Source organism: Streptomyces nodosus (assembly GCF_008704995.1).
In the GTDB taxonomy this organism is placed as follows: Bacteria; Actinomycetota; Actinomycetes; order Streptomycetales; family Streptomycetaceae; genus Streptomyces; species Streptomyces nodosus.
Genome location: NZ_CP023747.1, coordinates 2,874,363 through 2,897,677, shown reverse-complemented (window position 1 = coordinate 2,897,677; position 23,315 = coordinate 2,874,363). Strand labels below are relative to the sequence as shown.

22 protein-coding genes and 1 pseudogene are annotated in these 23,315 nt (G+C 71.6%); 9 read left to right on the top strand and 14 right to left on the bottom strand.

What is annotated here, in order from left to right:
* Positions 1 to 12: 12 nt before the first annotated feature.
* From CP978_RS13115 to CP978_RS13100, 4 genes are read right to left on the bottom strand one after another with little or no spacing between them, the layout of a single operon-like run.
* Positions 13 to 1,365, bottom strand: a complete 1,353-nt coding sequence (locus CP978_RS13115; RefSeq protein WP_376697927.1) for an AAA family ATPase — start codon at positions 1,363 to 1,365, stop codon at positions 13 to 15.
* Positions 1,362 to 2,966 (bottom strand): hypothetical protein, encoded by a 1,605-nt coding sequence (locus tag CP978_RS13110; RefSeq protein ID WP_043440456.1) that lies wholly within the window; start codon positions 2,964 to 2,966, stop codon positions 1,362 to 1,364. The genes CP978_RS13115 and CP978_RS13110 overlap by 4 nt, the downstream gene beginning before the upstream one ends.
* Complete coding sequence (locus CP978_RS13105) at positions 2,957 to 4,123, bottom strand: hypothetical protein (RefSeq protein WP_043440454.1); 1,167 nt, start codon at positions 4,121 to 4,123, stop codon at positions 2,957 to 2,959. Before CP978_RS13105 ends, CP978_RS13110 begins: the two co-directional genes overlap by 10 nt.
* Positions 4,074 to 5,027, bottom strand: a complete 954-nt coding sequence (locus CP978_RS13100; RefSeq protein ID WP_043440452.1) for a phosphatase PAP2 family protein — start codon at positions 5,025 to 5,027, stop codon at positions 4,074 to 4,076. Before CP978_RS13100 ends, CP978_RS13105 begins: the two co-directional genes overlap by 50 nt.
* Positions 5,028 to 5,289: 262 nt before the next feature.
* On the opposite strand from CP978_RS13100, the gene CP978_RS13095 reads away from it, so the two are divergent.
* Complete coding sequence (locus CP978_RS13095) at positions 5,290 to 5,886, top strand: histidine phosphatase family protein (RefSeq protein WP_043440449.1); 597 nt, start codon at positions 5,290 to 5,292, stop codon at positions 5,884 to 5,886.
* Positions 5,887 to 5,927: 41 nt separating this feature from the next.
* Here the strand turns inward: CP978_RS13095 and CP978_RS13090 are convergent, their stop codons facing one another.
* Positions 5,928 to 7,442, bottom strand: a complete 1,515-nt coding sequence (locus CP978_RS13090) for an NsdA family TPR-like regulatory protein (RefSeq protein WP_043440447.1) — start codon at positions 7,440 to 7,442, stop codon at positions 5,928 to 5,930.
* 301 nt (positions 7,443 to 7,743) lie between these two features.
* Between CP978_RS13090 and CP978_RS13085 the strand changes: the two genes are divergently transcribed.
* Together CP978_RS13085 and CP978_RS13080 are read left to right on the top strand one after the other, a co-directional pair.
* Entirely contained in the window at positions 7,744 to 8,178 is a 435-nt protein-coding gene (locus CP978_RS13085; protein ID WP_174498630.1) for a hypothetical protein, read from the top strand.
* 117 nt (positions 8,179 to 8,295) lie between these two features.
* A complete protein-coding gene (locus CP978_RS13080; RefSeq protein WP_043440446.1) occupies positions 8,296 to 9,162 on the top strand; it encodes a spermidine synthase in 867 nt (288 codons plus the stop codon).
* 39 nt (positions 9,163 to 9,201) lie between these two features.
* Here the strand turns inward: CP978_RS13080 and CP978_RS13075 are convergent, their stop codons facing one another.
* Positions 9,202 to 9,786 carry a hypothetical protein gene (locus CP978_RS13075; RefSeq protein ID WP_376697926.1) on the bottom strand — a complete coding sequence of 195 codons (585 nt, stop codon included), beginning with the start codon at positions 9,784 to 9,786 and terminating at the stop codon, positions 9,202 to 9,204.
* 93 nt (positions 9,787 to 9,879) lie between these two features.
* On the opposite strand from CP978_RS13075, the gene CP978_RS13070 reads away from it, so the two are divergent.
* Positions 9,880 to 10,584 (top strand): response regulator transcription factor, encoded by a 705-nt coding sequence (locus CP978_RS13070; protein ID WP_043440443.1) that lies wholly within the window; start codon positions 9,880 to 9,882, stop codon positions 10,582 to 10,584.
* A complete protein-coding gene (locus tag CP978_RS13065) occupies positions 10,581 to 11,978 on the top strand; it encodes a sensor histidine kinase (RefSeq protein ID WP_043440442.1) in 1,398 nt (465 codons plus the stop codon). The genes CP978_RS13070 and CP978_RS13065 overlap by 4 nt, the downstream gene beginning before the upstream one ends.
* Positions 11,979 to 12,443: 465 nt before the next feature.
* Here CP978_RS13065 and CP978_RS13060 read toward each other — a convergent pair whose 3' ends face one another.
* The 4 genes from CP978_RS13060 to CP978_RS13045 form a co-directional block, all read right to left on the bottom strand.
* Positions 12,444 to 13,865 carry a GH1 family beta-glucosidase gene (locus CP978_RS13060; RefSeq protein ID WP_043440440.1) on the bottom strand — a complete coding sequence of 474 codons (1,422 nt, stop codon included), beginning with the start codon at positions 13,863 to 13,865 and terminating at the stop codon, positions 12,444 to 12,446.
* A gap of 195 nt (positions 13,866 to 14,060) precedes the next feature.
* Positions 14,061 to 14,963 (bottom strand): carbohydrate ABC transporter permease, encoded by a 903-nt coding sequence (locus tag CP978_RS13055; protein ID WP_043440439.1) that lies wholly within the window; start codon positions 14,961 to 14,963, stop codon positions 14,061 to 14,063.
* Positions 14,964 to 14,974: 11 nt separating this feature from the next.
* A complete protein-coding gene (locus tag CP978_RS13050; RefSeq protein WP_043440437.1) occupies positions 14,975 to 15,991 on the bottom strand; it encodes a carbohydrate ABC transporter permease in 1,017 nt (338 codons plus the stop codon).
* 5 nt (positions 15,992 to 15,996) lie between these two features.
* Positions 15,997 to 17,349 carry an ABC transporter substrate-binding protein gene (locus CP978_RS13045; protein WP_043440434.1) on the bottom strand — a complete coding sequence of 451 codons (1,353 nt, stop codon included), beginning with the start codon at positions 17,347 to 17,349 and terminating at the stop codon, positions 15,997 to 15,999.
* Between the two features lie 383 nt (positions 17,350 to 17,732).
* Between CP978_RS13045 and CP978_RS13040 the strand changes: the two genes are divergently transcribed.
* Complete coding sequence (locus CP978_RS13040) at positions 17,733 to 18,788, top strand: LacI family DNA-binding transcriptional regulator (RefSeq protein ID WP_043440431.1); 1,056 nt, start codon at positions 17,733 to 17,735, stop codon at positions 18,786 to 18,788.
* Positions 18,789 to 19,220: 432 nt separating this feature from the next.
* Here CP978_RS13040 and CP978_RS13035 read toward each other — a convergent pair whose 3' ends face one another.
* Complete coding sequence (locus tag CP978_RS13035) at positions 19,221 to 19,862, bottom strand: HAD family hydrolase (RefSeq protein WP_043440429.1); 642 nt, start codon at positions 19,860 to 19,862, stop codon at positions 19,221 to 19,223.
* 233 nt (positions 19,863 to 20,095) lie between these two features.
* Between CP978_RS13035 and CP978_RS13030 the strand changes: the two genes are divergently transcribed.
* Positions 20,096 to 20,581: a helix-turn-helix domain-containing protein gene (locus CP978_RS13030; RefSeq protein WP_043448500.1), complete on the top strand. Its 486-nt coding sequence runs from the start codon at positions 20,096 to 20,098 to the stop codon at positions 20,579 to 20,581.
* Between the two features lie 188 nt (positions 20,582 to 20,769).
* On the opposite strand, the pseudogene CP978_RS13025 reads toward CP978_RS13030, so the two are convergent.
* Positions 20,770 to 21,090, bottom strand: a pseudogene (locus CP978_RS13025) (GNAT family N-acetyltransferase); the annotation flags it as partial.
* On the opposite strand from CP978_RS13025, the gene CP978_RS36390 reads away from it, so the two are divergent.
* Both CP978_RS36390 and CP978_RS13015 read left to right on the top strand, forming a co-directional pair.
* Positions 21,089 to 21,802: an RNA polymerase sigma factor gene (locus CP978_RS36390; protein ID WP_359862850.1), complete on the top strand. Its 714-nt coding sequence runs from the start codon at positions 21,089 to 21,091 to the stop codon at positions 21,800 to 21,802. The pseudogene CP978_RS13025 and the gene CP978_RS36390 sit on opposite strands and share 2 nt — an antisense overlap.
* A complete protein-coding gene (locus CP978_RS13015; protein WP_144401446.1) occupies positions 21,795 to 22,790 on the top strand; it encodes a CU044_5270 family protein in 996 nt (331 codons plus the stop codon). The genes CP978_RS36390 and CP978_RS13015 overlap by 8 nt, the downstream gene beginning before the upstream one ends.
* On the opposite strand, the gene CP978_RS13010 is transcribed toward CP978_RS13015, so the two are convergent.
* Positions 22,759 to 23,145: a DUF6415 family natural product biosynthesis protein gene (locus tag CP978_RS13010; RefSeq protein ID WP_144401445.1), complete on the bottom strand. Its 387-nt coding sequence runs from the start codon at positions 23,143 to 23,145 to the stop codon at positions 22,759 to 22,761. The genes CP978_RS13015 and CP978_RS13010 overlap by 32 nt on opposite strands.
* On the bottom strand, positions 23,142 to 23,306 hold the full coding sequence (locus CP978_RS13005) for a hypothetical protein (protein WP_227745362.1): 165 nt from the start codon (positions 23,304 to 23,306) through the stop codon (positions 23,142 to 23,144). Before CP978_RS13005 ends, CP978_RS13010 begins: the two co-directional genes overlap by 4 nt.
* Positions 23,307 to 23,315 lie beyond the last annotated feature (9 nt).

Sequence of the window (23,315 nt, the reverse complement as noted above, 5' to 3'; positions counted from 1 at the left end):
CCGGGTGGCTGGTCACGACCGCCATGCCACCCGGTGTGCCGACCAGTGGTCCCAGGTGGACATCATCGCCTCCCAGCCGTCGGGGAATTTCACCGTCACGCCCAGCTGCACGGGCTCCGTCGACGGGTGGTCGTCCAGCAGGTCGGAGACCCCGGCCCGGCACACCACGATGCAGGCGTGCCGGTGGCGGGAGGCCAGGACGCACAGGCGGCCGGTCTCCAGATGGAAGGCCGTGGCGTCCGGGCGTCCCGACAGGGGATGCAGCACCACCGTGACGTCGAACTCCCGGCCCTGGAGCCGGTTGGCCGTGTCCACCGTGACGTCCCTCACCCCGAGGTCCGCAAGCGCGGAACGCACCGCCGCCGCCTGGTCCCGGTGTGCCGTGCCGACGGCGATCCGGTCCGCGGTCAGCGGCACCGGCTCCTCGGCGCGCTCGGAGACCGCCGCCCCGCCCCGGTCGAGCAGCCGCCGTACGACCCCGGCCAGGGCCCGTACCGCCTCGGGATCCGTCCGCGGGGTGTGCCGCGCGGGCAGTTCCAGCAGGCCCCAGCCCGATCGTGCCGCCTCGTCGATCACCCGGTCGGGTCCGGAGCCGTCCGAGGCCACCGCGAAGGTGAGCCGGCGGCCCCCGTGGTCGGTGCCGCTGCGGAACGGGGTGTAGGGATAGAACGCGTCGGACACCAGCGGTGCCGCCGACGCGGGCAGCCGCCAGGACACCGGCAGCCGGTGCTGCGGCAGCTCGGGGTTGTGGGCCAGGAGCGTGCTCACCGCGGACGCCGAGGGGTCGTAGGACAGGCCCGCCCACTGCTCGGCCCCGACGATCGAGAACGGGTCCAGCTGCCCGGGATCCCCGACGAACAGGGCCCGTTCGAAGAGGCCCGCCACGGCCAGCAGCGCGTCCGAGCGCATCTGGTACGCCTCGTCGACGATGGCGTGCCGCCAGGGCTCCACGTTCTTGACGTGCGCCCACTTGGCGGCCGTGGAGATGACCACGTCCAGGCCCGCCAGATCGCCGGCCTTGGCCGACTTCCTGACGTTCGGCAGATCGTCGAGCGCCTTGTCGTACGGGTCGGTGTCGCTGCTGTGCAGCCGGCCCACCGGAAGGTCGGGGGCCTTCTCCGCCAGCCGCAGCACCAGATCGTCCACCTGCGCATTGGTCTGGGCGATCACCATCAGCGGCCGTCCGGCGGCCGCCAGTTCGAGCGCGGCCCGGACGACGAGGGTGGACTTCCCGGCGCCCGGCGGGGAGTCGACCACCACGCCGCGGTCCGTACCGTGCAGGGTGTCCCGCAGGATCGCCTCGGTGACCCGGGCGGCGGCGGCCCCCGGGTCGAAGTCCCGGTCCACGGTGGCCGACACGGTCACAGCACGTCCTCCTCGGTCACCGGATCCGGGTGCGGCGGCGCGTCGGTGCCGCCGGGCGGTCCGCCATGGGTCCACGGGGTGTCCTCCGGCTCGGGCAGCTTCGCCCCGCCGCGCTGTTCGTGCTCGAAGAGCGTGAAGCAGACCAGGTCGCCCTTCTCCGGCACGGATCCCGCCTCCGGCTCCTTGCCGCGGCCCATCTTGTCGACGATGCGCAACACCAGGAGACCGTCCCCCTCCGCGTGCCCCTCGTACCCGACGAACTCGGCCGACTGCGGTTTGCCGCCCAGCGACCGGTAGACCTTGGTGCCCTCCGCGAGATGCGGGTGGTCCTGGGTCCGCACGGTCACCAGGGGGCGCGGGCTGGGCCGCTTGCCCTCGCTGTAGGCGGCCACCACCTCCAGGACCTCGCCCGCGAACGCCTCGCCCGCCAGCCGCCGGCCGGCCATGACCAGCGGGTCGTCGAGCGCCTCCTGGGCGTCCAGACGGGACTGTTCGCGCTCACGGCCGGCGAGCTTGTTGGCCGCCGTCACCGCGTCGTCGCGGCGCGGCTGGGGCGGCTCCCCGGCGGCCACCCGGTCCCGGTGGCCGGTGAACGACCAGCGGTCGCGGGTCCAGCGCTCCGCCACATGCGCGCCCTCCGGCAGCGCGCGCAGCAGATCCAGGCCGCGCCACACCGCCTCCCAGGTCGGGCGCGTACGGCTGTCGATCAGCACGCGGATCTCACGCTCGGCGGCGGTGAGTTCCGCGGCGCGGTCGTCCGCCTGCACCCCGTCCTCGGCGGCGGCCAGCCGGGTCCGTGCCCGGTCGTAGCGCTCGATGGCCGGGGCGAGCAGCCGGTTGTCGAAGGCCGGGTCGGTGGCCGGTCCGGCCGGCGGGCACAGCAACTGCCCGTCCCGGTCCCGCGCCAGCTCGGTCCACTGCGCCGCGTCCGCGCCGGAAACGCCCTCGGGCGGGTCGATCCAGGCGAGCAGCTTGCCCAGCTGCTGGTCCTCCAGGCCGGACTGCCCGGTCGCCCAGTGCCGCGCCAGCACCTCGGTGAGCGCCAGCAGCAGCGAGGAGCCGGGGACCCGGGCGCGCTCCCCGTAATGGGTGAGCCAGCGGCCCAGCAGCGGCACCCGCGGGGGCGCCGGATACGGGGTCTCCGGGTCCTGCTCGGCGGTGCGGCGAAAACGCATCGAGCGGCCCAGCAGCCGTACGAAGTCGATGCCCGCCCGGCTCGGCACGATCAGCTGGGGGGCGTCCGCGCACAGGTCGACCTCGACCTTGACCCGCTTGCCGGTGTCCGGGTCGCTCTCCGTGCGCTCGGCGGTCTCCACCGCCTCGGCGTACGCGTCGACATACGGCAGGACCACATCGGCGAGCTCGCTGAGGAAGGCGAATCTGAGGTCGCGGTCCCGCGGCTGCGGCACCACCAGCAGCCGGGGCGCGTCCCGGTCGGTGCCGACCAGCGCCCCGAGCGGGGCTCCGGCCTCGCCCGCGGTGGTGAGCGGCACCAGGACCAGGGGCCGCTCGGACAGATGCCGGTGCCGGACGGTGGCAAGGAGCTCGGCGCGGCCGGACCGCACGGCCTCCAGCCGGGCGAGGGTGGCGATCAGCGACATGGGGCGCCCTCCCGGCCGGCGAGCGCCTCGGCCCGCAACTGTGCCGCCCTGCGCAGCGCGGCGACCGTCGGATCATCCGGGTCACCCGCCGTGCCGTGGGCGGCGGCCAGCACCTCGTCGACCGTCGTCAGTCCGCCCAGCTCGGCACGGAGCGACCGGCCGCAGGACGTCACCGCGCCCTCGGCCCGGGAGCGGTCGCGGCAGTAGAAGGCGAGCTCGCAGGCGGCCAGGCAGTCGGGCGCATAGGTCGCCGGGACCGACTCCACGGCGGCCGTCAGCTCCTCCCGGGGGAGGCCCGGCGCGAAACAGGTGCCCTCGGGCAGGGCCGCCGCGATCTCCTCGATACGGGTGAGGCGGGCCAGCTGGCGCCGGGTGACCGCGCGCTGCTTGCGGATGTCCACGGGGGACGCGGTGGGCAGGTTGGTGAAGTCCCGCGGACAGACCAGCAGGACCCGGTGGTGCACCACCGGCACGGGATCGAGGCGGGCGGCGACCGCCTCGAGCGCCAGCACATAGACCGCGGACTGGCGGGCGGCCGCGCCCACCTTCGCGGGGTCGGCCGAGCCGTCCAGCATCGGGAAGGACTTGATCTCCACCACGGTCCAGCCGCCGTCCGGGTGCACCACCACCGCGTCCGGCTCCAGGAACGCCGGGGAGCCCGCCACATCGAGGGCGAGCAGGGGGTGGTCGAGCAGCGCCCAGCCGCGCGCCTCGGTGGCCTCCCGCAACGCCAGCGCCGTACGGGCCGCGCGGCCTTCCGGGCCGACCGCGGAGAGATCGGGCACCAGGGCCGACTCCGGGGGCTCGGCGCCCGGGTCCAGCTCGGTGTGGACCAGCCGCAGCAGCTCGGCGCCGCCGTCCGCCTTGACCCGGGCCTCGAACGCGTTGCCCCGCATGAAGGCGAACTGCGACTGTCCGAACGTCGACGGCGCGCCCAGCGCGACGGCCAGCGCCGCCTTGTCCACGCCCGCTCCGTCCAGGAGCGCGCGCCGGTCGCACCCCGGGTTGGAGGCGAGGGCGGCCAGGGCGCGCGCGTCGAGAGACCTGGGCGAGGGGGATCTTCCCGCGCGGGCCGAGCCGAGCGTGGGGGAGGACGGGCCGCGCAGCTCAGCGAGCTGCTGCCGCAGCGCCTTCCCCCGTGTCCGCGGGGGAGGCACCCGGCCCGTCCGCCGCCCCGGGGACGGCGCTGCGCTGTCGGGGAATTCGCTCACCCGCCGAAGTCTGGCACCCGGCACTGACAAACGGGGAACCCGAGGCGGGCGAGGCGCCCGCGGCGGGTGCCAACCGGGTGGCCGGCAGGGCGCGCAGGGTGTCCAGCGCCCGGGTCACCGGCCCGGTCAGCAGGAAGCCGAGACCCATGACGGCGGCGCCCGCGACCGCGTCCAGGAAGTAGTGGTTGGCGGTGCCCATCACGACGATCGTGGTCAGCAGCGGATAGGCGACGCCCGCCGCCCTGGCCCAGCGGTTGCCGCCGTGGCGCCACAGCATCACCCCGCACCACAGCGCCCAGCCGACGTGCAGGCTCGGCATCGCCGCGTACTGGTTGGTCATGCCGCCCAGGCCCCGTGGCGCGCTCGCCTCGCCGCCCCACCAGCCGTACGAGCTGTACTGGGCCATCGTGTCCACGAAGCCGTGGCCCGCGGAGAGCAGCCGGGGCGGGCAGGTCGGCAGCAGGGTGAAGCCGATCAGACCGATGAAGGTGGAGGTCATCAGCCAGGTGCGGACCGCGCGGTAGTGCTCCGCGCGACGCCGGAACATCCACACCAGCAGGAGCGGGGTCACCAGGTAGTGCAGCGACGCGTACCAGAAGTCGGCCGGCACCCCGAGCCACGCCTCCTGGGTGAAGAGGCGGTTCAGCGGGTGCTCGGCGTTGATGTGCAGCAGCTTCTCCAGCCGCAGGATCGCCAGTCCGTGGTCGACGGCGGTGGAGACATCCCCCCGGGCGAGCAGCCGCCCCGCGGAGTACGAGAAGTACACCAGCAGGATCAGGGGCAGTTCGGTCCACCAGCGTGGCCGGGTCCGTGGACCCACCTCGGTCCCTGGTATCTCGGCCTGCGGCATCCGATGCGACCTCCCCCTTCTGCGTCCGGCGGCTCCCGGCGGTCCGGTCGTGCCACCTTACGGTGTATGCGCCCGTTTCGGTGGGGCGCCCCCGGTATTCGAGGGGATTGCCCCCCGGCAGTCAAAGACGCCGGGACCGCCCCCCGGGTTGCCCGGGGGAGGGGTACGCGAAGATGGTGTGACCTGCCCTGTTTCCTTCGCCGTGGCGGTGCCCTTCCGCCTCGGCCCCGCCGGGTTCCCCGGTTGTTCAGAAAGGCCCCTCATGGCACCGCGCATCCTGCTGGCCCGGCACGGGCAGACGGCCTGGTCGCTGTCCGGCAAGCACACTGGCAGGACCGATGTGCCGCTTCTGGAGGAGGGACGTCGGGGCGCCCTGCTCCTGGGGGAGCGGCTGCGCCGGGCGCCGTTCGACGGGCTGCCCGGGGTCGAGGTGCGCACCAGCCCGCTGAGCCGCGCCCGCCGGACCTGCGAGCTCGCCGGGTTCGGGGACCGGGCGCGCCCCTGGGACACGCTGCTGGAGTGGGACTACGGCGCCTACGAGGGGATGACCCCGGCCGAGATCCAGGCGGTCCGGCCGGGCTGGCTGATCTGGCGGGACGGGGTCCCCGAGGGGGAGACCCTGGCCGAGGTCACCGCCCGCGCGGACGAGGTGGTCGCCTGGGCCCGGGAGGCGGACCGGGACGTCCTGGTCTTCGCCCACGGGCACATCCTGCGCTCCATCGGGGCGCGCTGGCTGGGGCTGCCGCTGGAGTTCGCGGCCCGGGTGCGCCTCAACCCGACGTCCCTGTCGGTGCTGGGCTGGGCGTACGGGGAGCCCGCCATCGAGTCCTGGAACGACCTGGGGCATCTGGTGGCCTGACGGTGGGGCCGCAGGCTCCGTGACACCGGCCCGGCCGTCGCTCAGGCCGGGCGCGGCAGGGCCGTGTGCCGGTTTAGGAACTCCGCCACGCCCGCGGCCCGGCGGTGCGGCAGCAGCAGCCGTGCCGTGCCCGCCAGCATCGTCTGGATCCTGGACGACTGGACCTCGTCCAGGAGCTCCAGCACCCGCCCGCCCGCCAGGGCCGCCTCGTCGGGACGGCCGCCCCGGGCCAGGTCGTCGGCGAGTTCCGCGGTGTACAGGGCGATGTTCCGGGTGAAGTGCGGGTCCTGGAGCCCCGCCGCGCGCCGGGCGTGCCGGGCCGCCCGCGGCCAGTCGCCCAGCGTCGACCAGCACTGCGCCTCCAGGCCCTCGAGCTCGGCCTCACCGTAGAAGGTCATCCACTCGGGGTCCGTGTCCGAGGGCCCCCGTCCGAACAGCGCCTGCGCCCGGACGAGCGCCTGCTCACAGCCCGCCCGGTCCGCGAGCCCCGCCCAGCCGCCCGCCTCCCGCAGGGCCAGCAGCGACATCAGACGGTGCGAGCCGAGCGGGCGGGCTGCGCGCTGGGCGGCCTGCGCGGCCCGTACGGCCTCCCGTGGACGGCCCGCGTCGCGCGCGAGGAAGGCGGTGTTGCAGAAGGCGTGCGCCTCCAGGGCCGGATCCCCCGACATCCGGGACGTCGCCAGCGCCTCCGCGTAGTGCGAGCGGGCGTCGTCGTAGCGCCCCGAGTCATGCGCCAGCCAGCCCACCGAGATGGCCAGTTCACCCGCGCCCGCATACAGCCGGTCGGCGACCGACTGCCGGGTGGTGCCCGCGTCGAGCAGGGCGTACGCGGTGCGCAGGGGGGTGGCGGCGCGCCGGTAGAGGCCGTCCGCGCCGTGCCGGTCGTCCAGCAGACGGATCCGGCGTACGGCCTCTTCGAGCGCGCCCGCCTCGGACGAGCCCGCGCGGTGGACGGTACGGTCGGCGGCCACCGCCGGGCTGCCGAAGGCGAGTCCGAGGGGGGCCAGGGAAGCGGCCGCCACCGTGACGGTTCCGCCGGTCATGAATGCGCGACGCTGCACGTCGCTCTCCTTGTGGTTCTGTTCGTCGTGGTTCTGTTCGTGGTACGCGGGGATGCGGTACGTCTTGTGCGTCTCGTGGGTCTCTGGGGTGTCATACGTCTCGTACGGGCGGTGCGTCTCAGCGGGTTCCTCCCTCATACGGGTTCCCTGCGACTCGTCCGAGGCATACGGACGGCGGCCGCAGTGCGAGGGGGGCGCCTCCTCGCCATGGCGCGCTCCTCGGCCGCGGACCGTCGAGCGGGCGGCGAACCCCAGGTCCGCCAGCGTGCGCCCGGGGAACATATGCAAGAACACCCGTTCATAGGCGTAGTTGGGACAACGGATCTCGCCCGCCTCCACCCGTCCGATGTACCGCGCGTCACAGCTGACCCGCTCGCCGATCTCGCGCGCGGCACGCCGTACCGCCGCGGCGAACTCGCCCGGCGAGTGCTGTCCGCGCAGCCGCCGGAAGGCGAGGTTGGGCCGCGGAGGCAGGGGGGATGGGGACGAGGTCATGGCCGGCCCTCTCGTGCGAACCGTCGAACCATGCCGGATCGAGGACGAGTTGTCCGCGCGGTGCCCATGGGCTCCCCTGCGTCCGGCGGTGCAAGAAGGTACCTTCCCCGGGGGCGCCGGCATGCACGGTTTGGCCGCAAACCGGATATCCGGTGCGTGATCTGCCATGAACTGCCATCCTTGCGGAGACATCCCGCCGTTGCCGTTGACGCTCCGGCGCGTTGAACCCCATGGACCGGGAGCCCCCCGAACTCCCGACCCAACTCATCGCACGAGGAGGGGTTCCGCCTTGGAGGCCGGGATGCAGACCACACAGAGCATCGATGTCCGTACGCAGCCGTCGACCACGCGGCAGGGGCCGGCCCCGGAGCGCGGCACCCCGCCGCGGCCGGCACCCGACCTGGTGACCGTCCCGGCCCGGCAGGGACTTGAGGCCGTCGACATCCTCCGTCGCGGCGCGGGCGACTGCGTCGGGCCCGTCCTCCATGACGACGGCTGCGACACCCTCGGCTTCCTCGTCCCGCCCGGCACGGCGGACGCCTGGGACGTCCCCGGCAGCACCTGCACCCAGACCGAGGGACGCGGCATCGGCCTCGCCGCACCGCAACCCCCGGCCGAGGGCACCGGCTGGCTGCTCCCGCCCGGCGACGCGGAACCGGCCACGGACCCGGCGGTCCTCCGCGAGGCCCTCGGCGAGGCGGCCCGGCTGATCGAGGCCGCCGACAACTGTCGGTGAGCGTCCGCCGACGGGCCGAACAGGACGGACGCCGGGCAGGGGCCCCGCGTCCGGATCCGGACGAAGGACCCGGGCCACCGCTGGTCCGCCGCTCGCGCCGCCTCCGATAATGGCGCAATGGGCAGGTCACGGAACACACGGCGCACACAGTCGGCCGAGGCCGTCGTCGAGACGGTCGAGGGCGGGCTCGCCGAGCTGATCCCCGACCGGGACCGGGCGCGCGCCTGGACCCTCCTCATCGACGGGGCACCGCAGTCGCATGTCGACCTCGACGACCCCGCGTACCTTGCCTTCGAGTACCAGCGGCGCCTCGGCCACATCATCGACCTGGCCGCCGCGCCCGGCCGTCCCGTGCACGCCGTGCACCTCGGCGGGGGCGCCTTCACCCTCGCCCGCTACACCGCAGCCACCCGCCCCCGCTCCACCCAGCAGATCGTGGAGCGCGACGAGGCGCTCGTCCAACTGGTGCGCCGCGCCCTGCCGCTGGACCCGAACGCCCGGATCAGGGTGCGCTCCATGGACGCCCGCGCGGGGCTCGCCAAGGTGCCGGACGGCTGGGCAGACCTGGTCATCGTGGATGTGTTCAGCGGGGCACGCACCCCGGCCCATCTGACCTCGGTCGAGTTCCTCACCGACATACGCCGGGTGCTCAAGGACGGCGGTCTGTACGCGGCCAACCTGGCCGACGGACCGCCCCTGACCCATCTGCGCGGACAGGTCTCGACCGCCTCGGTCGTCTTCCCCGAACTGGCGCTGGTCGCCGACCCCGTGGTGCTGCGCGGCAAGCGCTTCGGCAACGCGGTCCTGGTCGCCTCCGCCCACCCCCTGCCGGTCGCCGAACTCACCCGCCGCTCCGCCTCAGACCCCCACCCCGCGCGGGTGGAGCACGGCAGGACGCTGATCGACTTCACCGGCGGAGCGGCGGCGGTGACGGACGCGGCGGCGGTGGCCTCCCCCGCGCCGCCGCCCTCGGTCTTCCGCTGACCCCGGTGGGCGGGGCCCGCCCCCGCCCCGCGCGGCCGGTCAGTAGGCCCCGATCTCCACATGGGGCGGGCCGTCGTGCCAGATGCAGAACACCGAGACCTGTTGCGCTCCCGCGGTGAACTCCACCCGGATCCAGAAGTCCGTCTTCCACACCTGCATCGACCAGCCCGGCTCGGGGGTCGCGGACACCAGCGCCGCGGAGGCCGACCCGAGGTCGAACACCACCCGGCCGCCGTCGGAGTCGTAGCTCTTGATGTGCCCGGGTGAGGGAGAGGGCGAGGCCGGGGAGGGGACCGAGGGGGCGGACGAGGACACCGACGGGGAAGGGGTGGGGTCGGTGACGGCCGTCTCCGGGGCGTCCGAGGTGGGGCTCGGAGCGGGTGTCCCGCTCGCGGTCCCCGCCGGACCGGGCCGCTTCGACGACGACGGCGGCCCGGGTGTCGGGCCCGGTGCCGTGGTGCCCGGTGGTGCGGCGCCGGCCGCCGTGAGGGGCAGGGCGCGCGGCGGGTCGTAGGCGGTGCCCGCCATCACCGTGTGGACGCCCCACCACGACAGGGTGACCGCCGCGCCCGTGGCGAGCGACCATGCCAGTACGGGGACCAGTCCTCTGAGCATCCCGGCCATACTGCCGCACCCGGCGACGGCTGTCTCCCGGGTCGCACAGGATTCCGGGCGCACCCGGTTCCGTCCGCCCCGGCATGGCGTACGGTGCCGCCCATGGCACGTGTGCTCGTGGTCGAGGACGATCACTTCGTACGCTCGGCGCTCATCCGGCAGTTGACGGAGGCCGGGCATGCCGTACGCAGTGCGGGCACCGCGCTCCAGGCGCTGCGCGAGGTCGCCCATGTCCCGTTCGACGTGGTGATCCTCGACCTCGGACTGCCCGATCTGGACGGGTCCGAGGCGCTGAAGATGCTGCGCGGCGTCACCGATGTACCGGTGATCGTCGCCACCGCGCGGGACGAGGAGTCGGAGATCATCCGGCTGCTCGACGCGGGCGCGGACGACTATCTGACCAAGCCGTTCTCGGTCGGGCATCTGTCGGCACGGATCGCGGCGGTGCTGCGCCGCTCCCGCACGGCCACGGCGGCCACCGGGGCTCCGCCGGTTCTCCGGGTCGGCGGCCTCGTGGTCGACCCCCGGCGCCGGCACGCCGAACTCGACGGCAGGCGCCTGGACCTGACGCGACGGGAGTTCGATCTGCTCGCCTATCTGACGGGCCGCCCCGGAGTCGTCGTACCGCGCAGGGAACTGCTCGCCGAGGTGTGGCAGCAGTCCTACGGCGACGACCAGACCATCGACGTCCATCTCTCCTGGCTCAGAAGGAAACTGGGCGAGACCGCGGCCGAACCGCGCTATCTGCACACCCTGAGGGGCGTCGGCGTGAAGCTGGAGCCTCCCGGGACGGATCCCCTGCCGTGAGATGGGCGCTGGTCAAGGTGTCCGTGGCGGTCACCACGATGGTCGTGATCGCCTTCGCGGTCCCGCTGGGTCTGGTCATCCGGGAGATGGCGCGCGACCGCGCCCTGTCGAACGCCGAGCGGCAGGCCGCCGCGATCGCGCCCGCGCTGTCCATCACCACGGAGCGGGGCCAGTTGGAACGGGTCGTCGCCTCCGCGGGCTCCGACGACCGGATCGCCGTGCACATCCCGGGGGGCGACGGCACCGGGGCGGCCGACATCGGCCGGCAGCGCGTCACGGGCGCGGACATCGCGATGACCCGCAGGCTCGGCCGGGCCTCCACCACGGAGGTCCCCGGCGGTTCCGCACTGCTCCAGCCCGTCGCGCTGAGCTCCGGCGCCATCGCCGTGGTCGAGGTGTATGTGCCCGGGGCCGAGGTGAGAAGGGGCGTCGGCACGGCCTGGGCGGTGCTCACCGCGGTCGGCGCCGCCCTGGTCGTCGGGTCGGTGGCGGTCGCCGACCGGCTCGGGGTACGGCTGGTGCGGCCTGCGCGGCGACTGGCGGAGGGCGCGCATCAGCTGGGGGAGGGAAACCTGGGGGCCCGGGTCCCGGAGCAGGGGCCCGCCGAACTGCGGCTGGCGGCAACCGCGTTCAACTCGATGGCCGACCAGGTCGTGCAACTCCTCGCCGCCGAGCGGGAACTGGCGGCGGATCTGTCGCACCGGCTGCGCACCCCGCTGACCGTGCTGCGGCTGAACGCGGCCTCGCTGGGCGACGGCCCGGCCGCCGAACAGACCCGGGCGGCGGTCGCCCAGCTGGAGCGCGAGGTCGACACGATCATCCGCACCGCGCGGGAGGCGAAGCCGGGGACCGCGGCGGCCGGAGCGGGCGGCGGATGCGACGTGGCCGAGGTGGTGCAGGAGCGGATGGGCTTCTGGTCGGCGCTCGCCGAGGACGAGGGACGCACCTGGAGGGTGGCCGGGGTGGAACGTCCGGTGCGGCTGCCGGTGGCCCGCGCCGAACTGGCCGCCTCCCTGGACGCGCTGCTCGGCAATGTCTTCCGGCACACCCCGGAGGGCACCGCGTTCGCGGTCGATGTGCACAACGGCGAGGACGCGGTCATCGTGCTGGTGTCCGACGCCGGGCCCGGCATCCCCGACCCCGAGAAGGCGCTGGCCCGGGGCCGCGGTTCGGGCAGCGACGGCTCGACGGGGCTCGGCCTGGACATCGTGCGCCGGCTCGCGGAGTCGACCGGCGGGGACGTACGGATCGGCTCCTCGGTGCTGGGCGGCGCGGAGGTGCGGCTCCGGTTCCAGCTCGACGGGCGGGCCCCGGTACGGCGGGGCCACCGGGTCCGCCGCCGACGGAGCGGCCCCTGGGACTGGGCGCCCGGCCGTTCCCGGTCCTTGCCCTGAACGCCGCCCCGCCGCCCCGCCGGCGCGTCCAGGGGACCAGGCGTCCAGGGCGGGACCACGCGCCCCGGTCGGCGGCTTGCGTCGTCCCGCAGGCCACGCCCTCTGGCCGGAGCTTCTGCCGCCCGGGTGGGCATGTGTCCTGCCCACCCGGGCGGTACCCCGGACCGCCGGGGCCGCCAGGATCACCGCGGTCACCGCGATCACAAGGATCACGGTGACCGACGGGACTCCCGCGATCCGGCGGGGGCGGCCGGGGGCGCCCGCCCCGGCGCGGCAACGGTGCCGCGCCGGGTGACGTCGGCCCGTCCGTCGAGGAGCGGCGTGCCGCGCCGGGCTTCACCCAGCCGGGGCCCATGCGGGGGAGTCGCACCACCGCCGCGAGGACGACGGGGACTCGGCACAGGCACCGGACGCGGGCCGATCGCCGGGGCGCGACACCTCCCTCCCGTGCCGCGCCCCGGGCGGTCAGTCCTGCACCGGCGGGAGCTCCCCGGTCCGCGCCGCCCCCGCGTACCAGAGCGCGCTGGACTTCGGGGTGCGGGCCAGCGTGGTGTAGTCCACGTACACCGCACCGAACCGCTTCTCATAGCCGTAGGCCCACTCGAAGTTGTCCATCAGGGACCACAGGTAGTAGCCGCGGACGTCCGCGCCGTCCGCGATGGCACGGCGCACCGCCGACAGATGGCCGTGCAGATACGCGATCCGCTCCGGGTCGTGGACGCGGCCCTCGGCATCCGGCTTGTCGTCGTAGGCCGCGCCGTTCTCCGTCACATACAGCGGCAGCCCCGGCGCCTCCCGGTTGTACCGCATGATCAGCTCGTGCAGTCCGGTCGGGTCGATCGTCCAGCCCATCTCGGTGCGGTCGCCCGGCGTCTGGTGGAAGGTGACGTCGTCGGCGCCCGGCCAGGGGGAGTACGAGCTCTCGCCGTGACCGTCCGCCCGGGGGCCGTCGGTGTCCGACGCCGCCGAGACGAGCGCCGGGGTGTAGTAGTTGAGGCCCAGCGCGTCCAGCGGCTGGTGGATCGTCTCCAGGTCGCCGGGCTGCACACAGGACCAGTCCGTGATCGAGGACGTCGCCTCCAACAGCGTCTCCGGGTAGGCCCCGTGCAGCATCGGACCGTGGAAGATCCCGTTCGCCAGGTCGTCGATCTTGCGGGCCGCCGCCAGGTCCGCCGGGTCCTGGCTCACCGTCCGCACCACGGACGAGTTGAGGCTCACCGCCACCGTGTTGCGGGCCGGCATCACGGCCCGCAGCGCGGACGCGCTCAGGCCATGGGCCAGGTTCAGATGGTGGGCCGCGCGCAGCGCCGCCGCCTGGTCCGTACGGCCCGGGGCGTGCACACCGGAGCAGTAGCCCAGGAAGGCGCTGCACCACGGCTCGTTGAGCGTGATCCACTGCTCCACTCGGTCACCCAGGGCCTCGCCCATGATGCCCGCGTACTCGGCGAACCGGAACGCCGTGTCGCGCTCCGTCCAGCCGCCCGCGTCCTCCAGCTCCTGCGGCAGGTCCCAGTGGTAGAGGGTGATCGCCGGCTTGATGCCCTTGGCCAGCAGCTCGTCCACAAGGCGCCGGTAGAAGTCCAGGCCCCGCTGGACGGCGGGCCCCCGGCCGGTGGGCTGCACACGCGACCAGGAGACGGAGAACCGGTAGGCGTTCAGGCTCAGATCCGCCATCATCGCGACGTCGTCGCGATAGCGGTGGTAGTGGTCGACAGCGATGTCACCGGTGTCGCCACCGGCCGTTTTTCCCGGCGTATGGCTGAAGGTGTCCCAGATCGAGGGGGTACGGCCGTCCTCCCGCACCGCCCCCTCGATCTGGTACGCGGAGGTCGCAGCGCCCCAGAGGAAGGCGGGGGGAAAGGTCACCGGGGTAACGGACTCAGTCATGGAAGCGCTCCCATAGGGGGTCGTATGAATCCGACGAGTGGTCGGGGAGGGGGGGGAGGAGAGGGGCCGTGGCGTTGGTGACCCGGCCCCTCGGATCGGAGTGTCGTGGGGATGCGGTGGACCGTCGGGGCGCCCCGGCTCGGAACGCCGGGGACCAGGGCGCCCCGGGCCGGGGGTGATTCCGGCGCGGGGACGTCAGCCCTTGACGGCGCCCTGCATGATGCCGCCCACGATCTGCTTGCCGAAGATCGCGAAGACCAGCAGCAGGGGCAGCGTGCCGAGCAGCGCACCCGCCATGATCAGGGACTGGTCCGGGGTGTAACCGCGGCCCAGGCCCGCGACCGCCACCTGCACGGTCGGATTGCCGTTCTGCGTCAGCACGAGGAACGGCCAGAGGAAGTCGTTCCAGGTCTGGACGAACATCAGCATGCCCAGGACGGCCATCGCGGGGCGGGCGGCCGGGAACACCACGTGCCACACCACGCGCCAGCTGCTCGCGCCGTCCACCCGGGCGGCCTCGATGATCTCGTCCGGCAGCGCCTGGAGCAGGTACTGCCGCATGAAGAACACCCCGAACGCGCTGACCAGCGACGGCAGGATCACCGCCTGAAGCTGGTCGGTCCAGTCGAGCTTGGCGACCATCATGTACAGCGGGATCACGCTGAGCTGGGGCGGGACCATCATGGTGCCGATGACGATCAGCATCAGGGCGCCACGGCCCTTGAACCGCAGCTTGGCGAAGGCGAATCCCGCGATCGTCGAGAGAAAGACGATGGTCGCCGCCGAGACGCCCGCCACGAACGTGGTGTTGAGCAGCGCCTTGCCGAGATTGGCCTCCGTCCAGGCGAGGTCGAGATTGTGGAACAGATTCGAGCCGAACCAGAAGGGCGGGGGTGTCTGCGCCAGCCGGTTGTTGTCGCGCGAGGCGGCGATCGCCGTCCACACCAGGGGGAACAGCGAGCCGAGGGCGAACAGGATCAGGATCGCGTACGCGAGGGGACCGGCGTGCAGTTGCCCGCCGGCGCGCCCTGCCTTGGGCCGGGGTGCGCGCTTCGGCTCCCGCACCGTCTCCTCGGGGTTCGTCAGGGTCGTCGTCACGGCCGGTTCTCCTAACTGCTGGCGCGCAACCGGCGCGAGATGACGTAGTTGACGGCCCCGATCAGGATGAGGATCAGGAACATCGTCCAGGCGATCGCCGAGGCCCGGCCCAGATGCTGGTTCACCCAGCCCTGCTCGTACAGATAGAGACCCAGCGTCTGGAACTGGTGCTCGGCGCCGCCCGACGCGCCCTTGTTCGCGTCGAACATCAGCGCCTCGCCGAAGAGCTGGCTGGCACCGATCGTCGACACCACGCCGGTGAACAGGATCGTCGGCCGCAGCGCGGGGAGCGTGACATGGAGGAACTGCTGCCAGCGGTTGGCGCCGTCCAGGGCCGCCGACTCGTAGAGATCGTGCGGGATGGCCTGCATCGCCGCCAGGTAGATCAGCGCGTTGTAGCCGGTCCAGCGCCAGATGACGATCGACGAGACGGCGATCTGCGACATCCACTTGTCGTTCTGCCAGTCGATGGCGTCGATCCCGAAGAAGTGCAGCGCCCAGTTGATCATCCCGTAGTCGCGCCCGAAGAGCAGCACGAAGACCAGCGAGGCGGCCGCGATCGAGGTCGCGTACGGGGCGAGCATGACGACCCGGTAGAAGGTCGAGGCGCGCAGCTTGTAGTTGAGGATGTGGGCCAGGCCCATCGCCATCAGCAACTGCGGGACGGTCGAGAGGATCCCCATGGTCAGGGTGTTCCGCGCCGCGTTCCAGTAGAACTCGTCGTCGAAGATCCGGGTGAAGTTGTGCAGGCCCGCCCACTGCATGTCGGTGGGCGCGGTCAGTTCCACCGTGTGCAGCGAGGCCCAGGCGGTGTAGACCAGCGGGAACAGGCCGAACGCGAGGAACAGCAGGAAGAACGGGGAGACGAAGGCGTACGGGCTCCAGCGCATGTCCCGCTGCCAGCGGCGGGACAGCCGGGCCCGGCGCCGCCGCTCGTCCTCGGCGGGTCCGGCGTCCTTGCCGGGGCGGCCCGGGGCCGCGCCCCCCGCCTGAGCGGGGAGCGCGGCAGTGTCGTGCCGGGATGTCATACCGGTCACTTCTCGAGGTTGTTGTCGATGGTCTTGGTGGCCGTCTCCCACGCGTCGGCGGCCGACTTGCCCTTGGTCACGAGGATCACGCCGTTGTCGGTCAGACCCTGCTGGATGATCTGGTCCTTCGGGCCGATCGTCTGGACCGGGATGGACTTGGCGGCCTCGGCGAAGACGGTGCCGATCGGGGCCTCACCGGTCATCTCGTTCTTGGCGCCGGTGACTTCGGGCATGGTGTACGCCGACGGCGCGCTCGGGAAGCTGCCCTGGACGCTGAACAGCTTGGCCTGCTGCTCGGGCGCGGTCAGCCAGGCGACCAGCTCGGAGGCCTGCTTCACATGCTTGCCGCTCTTCGGCACGCTCAGGAAGGAGCCGCCCCAGTTGCCGGACTTGGGCGCGACGGCCACGTCCCACTTGCCCGCGGCGTCGGCCTTGGACTTGCCCTTGATGTAGCCGAGCATCCACGGCGGGCAGGCGACCGAGGCGAACTTGGTGTTGGCGATCGTCTGGTCCCAGGTCGGCTGGAACTGGGTCTGCGCGCCGACCAGCCCCTCCTTGGCAGCCTTCGCGGTGAGGTTGAAGGCGTTCTTCACGGCCGGGTTCGTCTTGTAGATGACCTGGCCGGACGAGTCGTAGAACCGGTCCTTCTCGCTGCTGAGGATCGCGTTGAGCAGACCGCCGGGGGAGTCCATGAAGCTGGTGCCCTTCGGCGCCTTCTTCTGGTACTGCTCGCCGACGCTGACGAGCTTGTTCCAGTCACCGGCCCACAGCTTGCCGACCTCGTCGCGGTCGGTGGGCAGACCGGCCTGCTCGAAGAGGTCCTTGCGGTAGCAGATCGCCATCGGGCCGATGTCGGTGCCGAGGCCGACGGTCTGGCCGTCCTTGGTGGTGGCCTGCTCCCACTTCCACTCCACCCAGTTGGCCTTGGACACGCCCGGGGTCTTGGACAGGTCCTCCAGCTTGGCCGCCTGAGTGTCCACGATCTCGGCGATGTTGCCGACCTCGACGGCCTGGACGTCCTGCAGACCGCTGTTGGTGGTGAGGTGGTTGAGCAGCGGGGGGTAGTAGTTCTCGTTCCGCTCGATCACATTCTCAGCGATCTTGATGTCGGGGTGGAGCTTCTCGTACTCGGAGTAGAGTCCGGCCTCCTTGAAGCCCATGGTGCCGAACAGGCCGAGCGTGATCGTGGTCTTGCCCTTGCCGTCCGAGCTCCCGCTGCTCTTCCCACCGCCGTCGTCGGCACAGCCGGCCAGCAGCCCGGCGCTCATCACTGCGACGGCGGTCAGGGCCACCGCTTTGCGGACGGAGTGGGTCCCTCCGTCCCGGCGGAGCCGAGAATGGGGGAGAGTTGCTCGCATGTCGTCCTCCTGTTGCCCTGACGTGCCGACCCCCCGGCCAACTTTCTTCACTGGGCCCGTGGTTCACGCTGCGGCTCGGGCGGGGAACGTGCGGGATATGTATGTGTCAGGTAGCGTGGGAGCGCTCCCACAAGTGATGTGTTGAAGGGTCGTAGGTCCGGGCGGGGGTGTCAAGGGCACGGACAGCGAGAAAAGTCTTCAGTTATCGGCCTGTTAACTAATGCGGCGGACGGTGGCTGGATCCGGTCGGCAACGGGCGAGGTGGCTCGTGTCACTGGGGGCGCCGCTCGGTCCGTCGGACGGCCGGGACCGCAGCGGTGAGATGCATACGGCTGTTAGATTCCAGGCCGGACGCAAGGCGTGCGGTGTGACGGGAGGTGACCATGGCAGGCCACGGTACGCGCGGTCGGAGTGGCCGACGGCCGACCCTGGAGGAGGTCGCCGCGCGGGCGGGTGTCGGCCGCGGCACGGTCTCCCGGGTGATCAACGGCTCGCCCCGGGTCAGCGACGCGACGCGCGCGGCCGTCGAGGCGGCGGTGGCGGAGCTCGGCTATGTGCCGAACACCGCGGCCCGGGCGCTGGCCGCCAACCGTACGAACGCGATCGCCCTGGTCGTTCCGGAACCGGAGACCCGCTTCTTCGCGGAGCCGTACTTCTCCGACATGGTGAAGGGCGTGGGCGCCGAGCTCGCCGACTCGGAGATGCAGCTGCTGCTGATCTTCGCGAGCGGCGACCGGGAGCGGCGCAGGCTGGCCCAGTATCTGGCGGCGCACCGGGTGGACGGGGTGCTGCTGGTCTCGGTGCACGCGGACGACCCGCTGCCCGACCTGCTCGCCCAGCTGGAGATCCCGGCGGTGATCAGCGGCCCCCGCTCGGAGCGGGAGACCCTGCCGTCGGTGGACTCGGACAACTACGGCGGCGGCCGTTCGGCGGTCGAGCACCTGATGTCCCGCGGCTGCGAGCAGATCGCCACGATCACCGGCCGCCTCGATGTGTACGGCGCCCAGCGGCGCGTCGACGCCTACCGTGACACGCTGCGGAACGCGGGCCGGGAGGTGGACGAGGCGCTGATCGCCCCCGGTGACTTCACCGAGGAGGGCGGACGCCGGGCCATGACCGAACTGCTGGCCCGCCGCCCGGGGCTGGACGCGGTGTTCGCCGGGTCGGACGTGATGGCGGCGGGCGCCCGCCAGGTGCTGCGCGAGTCGGGCCGGCGCATCCCCGACGACGTGGCGCTGGTCGGCTTCGACGACTCGGTGATAGCCCGCCATATGGAGCCGCCGCTGACGAGCGTGCGCCAGCCGATGGAGGAGATGGGCCGCGCGATGATCGACCTCCTCCTGGACGAGATCGCGGACCGCCGCCCGCCGGCCTCCCGCACCCTGGAACGCCGCCAGGTGGTCCTGCCGACCCAACTGATGGAACGGGCCTCTTCCTGAGGGGGCGCGCCCCGGGGCACCGAGTGCCCTGACGCCGGGCGGTCCGGCACCGGGCGCTCCGGTCCGGGCGCTCCGGCACCGGGGCTTTGGGCTGGGCGCCCGCGCCCGGCGTGCGGGGGCCGGGTGCTCGGGGCGCGGGCGGCCCGGGGACGCCGACGGCAAGGTCCGCCGCTCCAACCGCAGGGAGCACGCCGCGCTCGATTTTGCGGATGGTGCCCAGGGCCACGCAGGCGGCGTCGGAGAGCTGCTCCTGGGTCATCTTCGGGCGTACGACGCTGCGGTAGTAGGCGATGCGCCTGCCTACGCCGCCATCGGCATGTGCGGGCATCCTGGCTCCAGTTCGGCGCGTCCACTGCGAACGGTATCTTTACGCGCACGCCACGTGCTTACGACCGGTCCCATCGACCCTGACCTATGGGGCTGTTTCACCCGTCAGGCATCCACCACGCCGGTCAGTTCGGCGAGGCCGTCGATTCGCCAGTCGGCCGCCTGCACGACGTCGGGGGTATCCGCCCACAGATGCCCCCATGGGCCGCGGCGGATATGTGCGGCACGCAGTCCCGCAGCCTTCGCGGGGAAGATGTCGTTGGCAGGGTGGTCGCCGATGTAGAGAGTCTCGCTCGGTGCTGCCTGGGCCACCTGCAGTACCTTCTCGAAGAACTCCGGCTGGGGCTTGGCGACTCCCCACTCCCCTGAGGTGACGATGAGGTCTGCGGAGAGGTCCAGACCGCGTAGCAATTCGCCGACCCGAGGCGTCTGATTCCCGGCGATCACCACGCGCACCCCTAGCGTGCGAAGCGCGGAGAGGGCAGAGCGTACATCGTGGTAGAGGTCGCTCTCGTCCAGGTGCTCGCCCTGGCCGGCGGCTTCGCGGGCCTGGTACTCGGCAGCGATATCGACACCCGGTCTGGCAAGCCGGACGGCCTCGGCATTGTCCTGCCCTCGAGCGACGACAGCTCCTACGAGGGCAGACAGGGTGTGCCGGGGGACTCCCAGCCAGTCAGCCCAAGAAGCCCAGTAGCGATCGTCACGGGTGATTGTCTCGCCGACATCGAACACCATGGTCTCAATCACGCCGAAAGCCTAGAACCGTCGCGCTGTCACTTTCCTGGGGGCCTCGGCCTCGATGAGCTGCCGGGTCGTTGGCGCGGGGCGGCATCGGATGCCAAGGGGAGAGCGTGCAGCGACAGTGTGTTCGGCGGGGACAGGACAGCGTTCCGCTCTTCGACGACTTCGCCCGTGAGGCGGCGGGGGTGATGAGAACCTTTGAAACCGCAAGGGCTACCACCGCATCCAGGGGCGTGCACATGACCAGGACCGACATTCGTCCGGTGAAGCTTCCGGACGACAAGCGGCAGGCCGCGAGCCAGGCCCTCACCAAGGTCCGGGCTTATCTGGCAGAGCACCAGGGCGCATCCCAGATCCAGGTCACTGTCCGGGACAGCGGTGATCGTGAACCCTTGACACTCCCACGCGAGGTCGTGGAACTCCTCGCATCACTCCTGGCGCACCTCGGCGCCGGCCGGGCCGTGTCCATCGTTCCGTCCGACGCTGAGCTCACCGCCCAGCAAGCCGCCGACATGCTCAATGTGTCCCTCCCCTTCCTCATCGGCCTCTTGGACGCCGGCGAGATCGGGTGCCGGGCCGTTGGCTCACACCACAGAATCACCGAGTCGTCGCTGCTGGAGTACCAGCGCAGGGACGACCGCCGTCGACGGCGGGTGGCTGACGAGCTCGGCCGGCTCGGCCAGGAGACTGACGCAGGCCAAGTGGACGGACCAGATTCTGGATGAGACCTTCCGGAACCTGAAGAAGCGCCGACCTGGCCCGGATCCGGACGTGCCGTCAGCCGTATCGGTGCGCGGGCTTTCGGCCCGACAAGGCGGTTTGGAGCGGCACTTGCCTGCACAGCCGGAATGTGGAGGAAGACGTGAGCCCGGGCGGTCTGCCGGGCCTTCTCGACTGTCGCGCGGGCCACTGCGCATGAGGCGGGATTGTTCACCCGGTGCCCGAACTCCAGCCGGAAGAGTTCCGCATCGTCGAAAGCCCAGCAGGCCACAGCACGGCAGGCGCGGGAAACCACGCCCCGGCCACGAGCCGCCGCCGTTGTCCGGTAGGACACCCATCTCGTGCCATGGCGCCGGTCCACCCGGCCGACACACGCCTGACCGAGAACGAGGCCTTCGCCATCGACGACGGCGAAGGAATAGGCGGAGTCCGCGGTCCACTGGTCGCCACGAGCCGCTATCCACCGCTCGGCAGCCTCGACGAAATCAACCGGCTCGCTGGACTGGCCACGCATGAGCGGACCGGCGAGGGGGGGGACCTGCAGGAACTTCGTCGGCCCCGTAGTCGCTCGCCGCCACGTTCGGGCGGACACATCAACCTGCCGTCGACCCATCTCGAAATTCCGTCTCAGCGGCTGTAAGGACCAGGGGCCGCTGGACATCTACATGGTTGGAGGGGATGTGGACACACGACATGAGCAAGACTTCACCGCGCTGTACCGCGCGCATCACCCAGCCGTGGAAGCGTACGTACGACGACGTCTGAGCGATGCCGAAGATTGCGATGACGTGGTCGCCGAAGTCTTCCTCACAGCATGGCGTCGGCTTGATGAGATACCACGCGCAGCTGTGTTGCCCTGGCTGTACGCGACAGCTCGCAGGATCCTGGCGAACACGCATCGTGCTGAACGGCGACGTCGGATGCTGGCAGAGACTGCGGCGCAGCAGCGGCAGTGCCTCACACGCGATCCAGCCGAGGACATTGCTGGAGCGCAGGCCGTCGCCATGGCTTTTGACTCGCTGAGTGACAGCGACAAAGAGGTCCTGCGTCTGGCCTTGTGGGAAGAGCTGCCAGCCCGTCATGCGGCCATCGTGATCGGATGCACGACCGCGACGTTCCACGTGCGGCTCCACCGTGCTCGCAGACGGCTACGCGAGCACCTCGATCGCCCCGCCGCCAGCCCGTCCCGGCGGACATCATCGATTCTTGGAGGAGTAGATGCGTGACATCGACCAGGCGTTGCAGCGGCTCAACCCGGTACAGGACGGTGCCTCAGCTGACACCAAGAAGCTGAAGAACATCCTGGCCACGCCACGGCCTGTGGTGTCCGCCACTCGTCCGCGATCGCTGAGGCAATGGTCTATTGCCACGGTGGCTGTCGCAGCTGCTGCGGCAGTGGTCTACACCGTTGTCGACCCCTTCGGGACGTCGGCCCAGCCCGCGCTTGCTGTGACGCCTCAGCCTTTGGCTTATCACTCTGGCAGTCCTTCAGCCGCACAGGTGCTCAAAGACACCGCGTCCCGAGTGGAAGGGCTGCCGGATGATCGCCCGACAGCCTGGAAGACAGAGCATTTTGTTTGGAACGCATGGTCACTCTCGACGCGTGTTGACGGTACGAACGTCACCTCAGCTGTCATCCCTGAGCACAGGGAGACATGGCAGAAGCGTGACGGCTCGGCAAACTGGAAGATCAGCACCCTCCCCCCGGTGTTCCAGAACGAGTCTCAGCGTGAAGCATGGGAGAAGGCCGGCTCAATCGGAGCCGAGTCGGTGGTGTCCCAAGACTCCAGCGGGCCAACTTCTGGGCAGACAGCCACCGAACCGCCGACTACGAAGGCAGGGATGAGGAACTGGCTGGCCAATGGCCGAGATGTAATCACACCAGGACTCCTGTACGAGGTCGTGCCCGAGCGGTTCCAAGATCATGTGTTCTCACCGGCACAGCGTGCTGCGGTGCTTCGGGTCCTAGCAGAGACCGAGGGCGTACGCTACGAGGGCACAGTTCAGGATCGAGCCGGTCGTATCGGGCAGGCGTTCTCCGTTACGGATGCGTCCGGCGGCTTGCCGACCAAACGCGTCCTCATCTTCGACCCGCAGACGGGAGAGCTGCTCGCTGACGAAGAGCAGATTCTCGGTGACACGGGCAAGCTCCAGGTTGCTCCCAACTCCGTGATTGGCTACGTCACGTTCCTGACTTCGGAGCGTCAGCCTTAAACAGGTGGAGCACGGCCGCCAGTACAAACACAGGTCTTTCAGCACTCGGGCCAAACGCCGCGCATACGCAACGCTCCCGCCCTGCGTGGGATTCGGCCGCCCCGCGAGGTCGAGCCTTGCCGATGGCGACGGTCGCGCAGTAGCCGGGCACGTCATCCTCAGGCAGCCCTTCGACCACCGCCTGGACGTCCGGGATGATCGCCTCGATGTGGCCGCACAACAGGCTGGTCAGCATCTCCAGCTCGCTGTCGGCAGGCGCACTCGCGCGGGGAGGCAAGAGACGGCCGACGGTGTCGCGCATCGTCTCGATGTCCGGCCTCACCGTGCCGGTCCAGGCCTGCGCGAGGCCACTCACCGGGTGACCGCCGTCTCGGCGGAACGGTGGAGCGGGCACGCGCACGGCGGATACCCCTGCGCCTCCGGCACCGACCACTTCGCGTACGGAATGCTCGCGACGGTCCCACGATCCTGGGTGATCCCGCCGTCGGCACCCACCTGGTAGACGCGAATCGTCATCTTGACTCT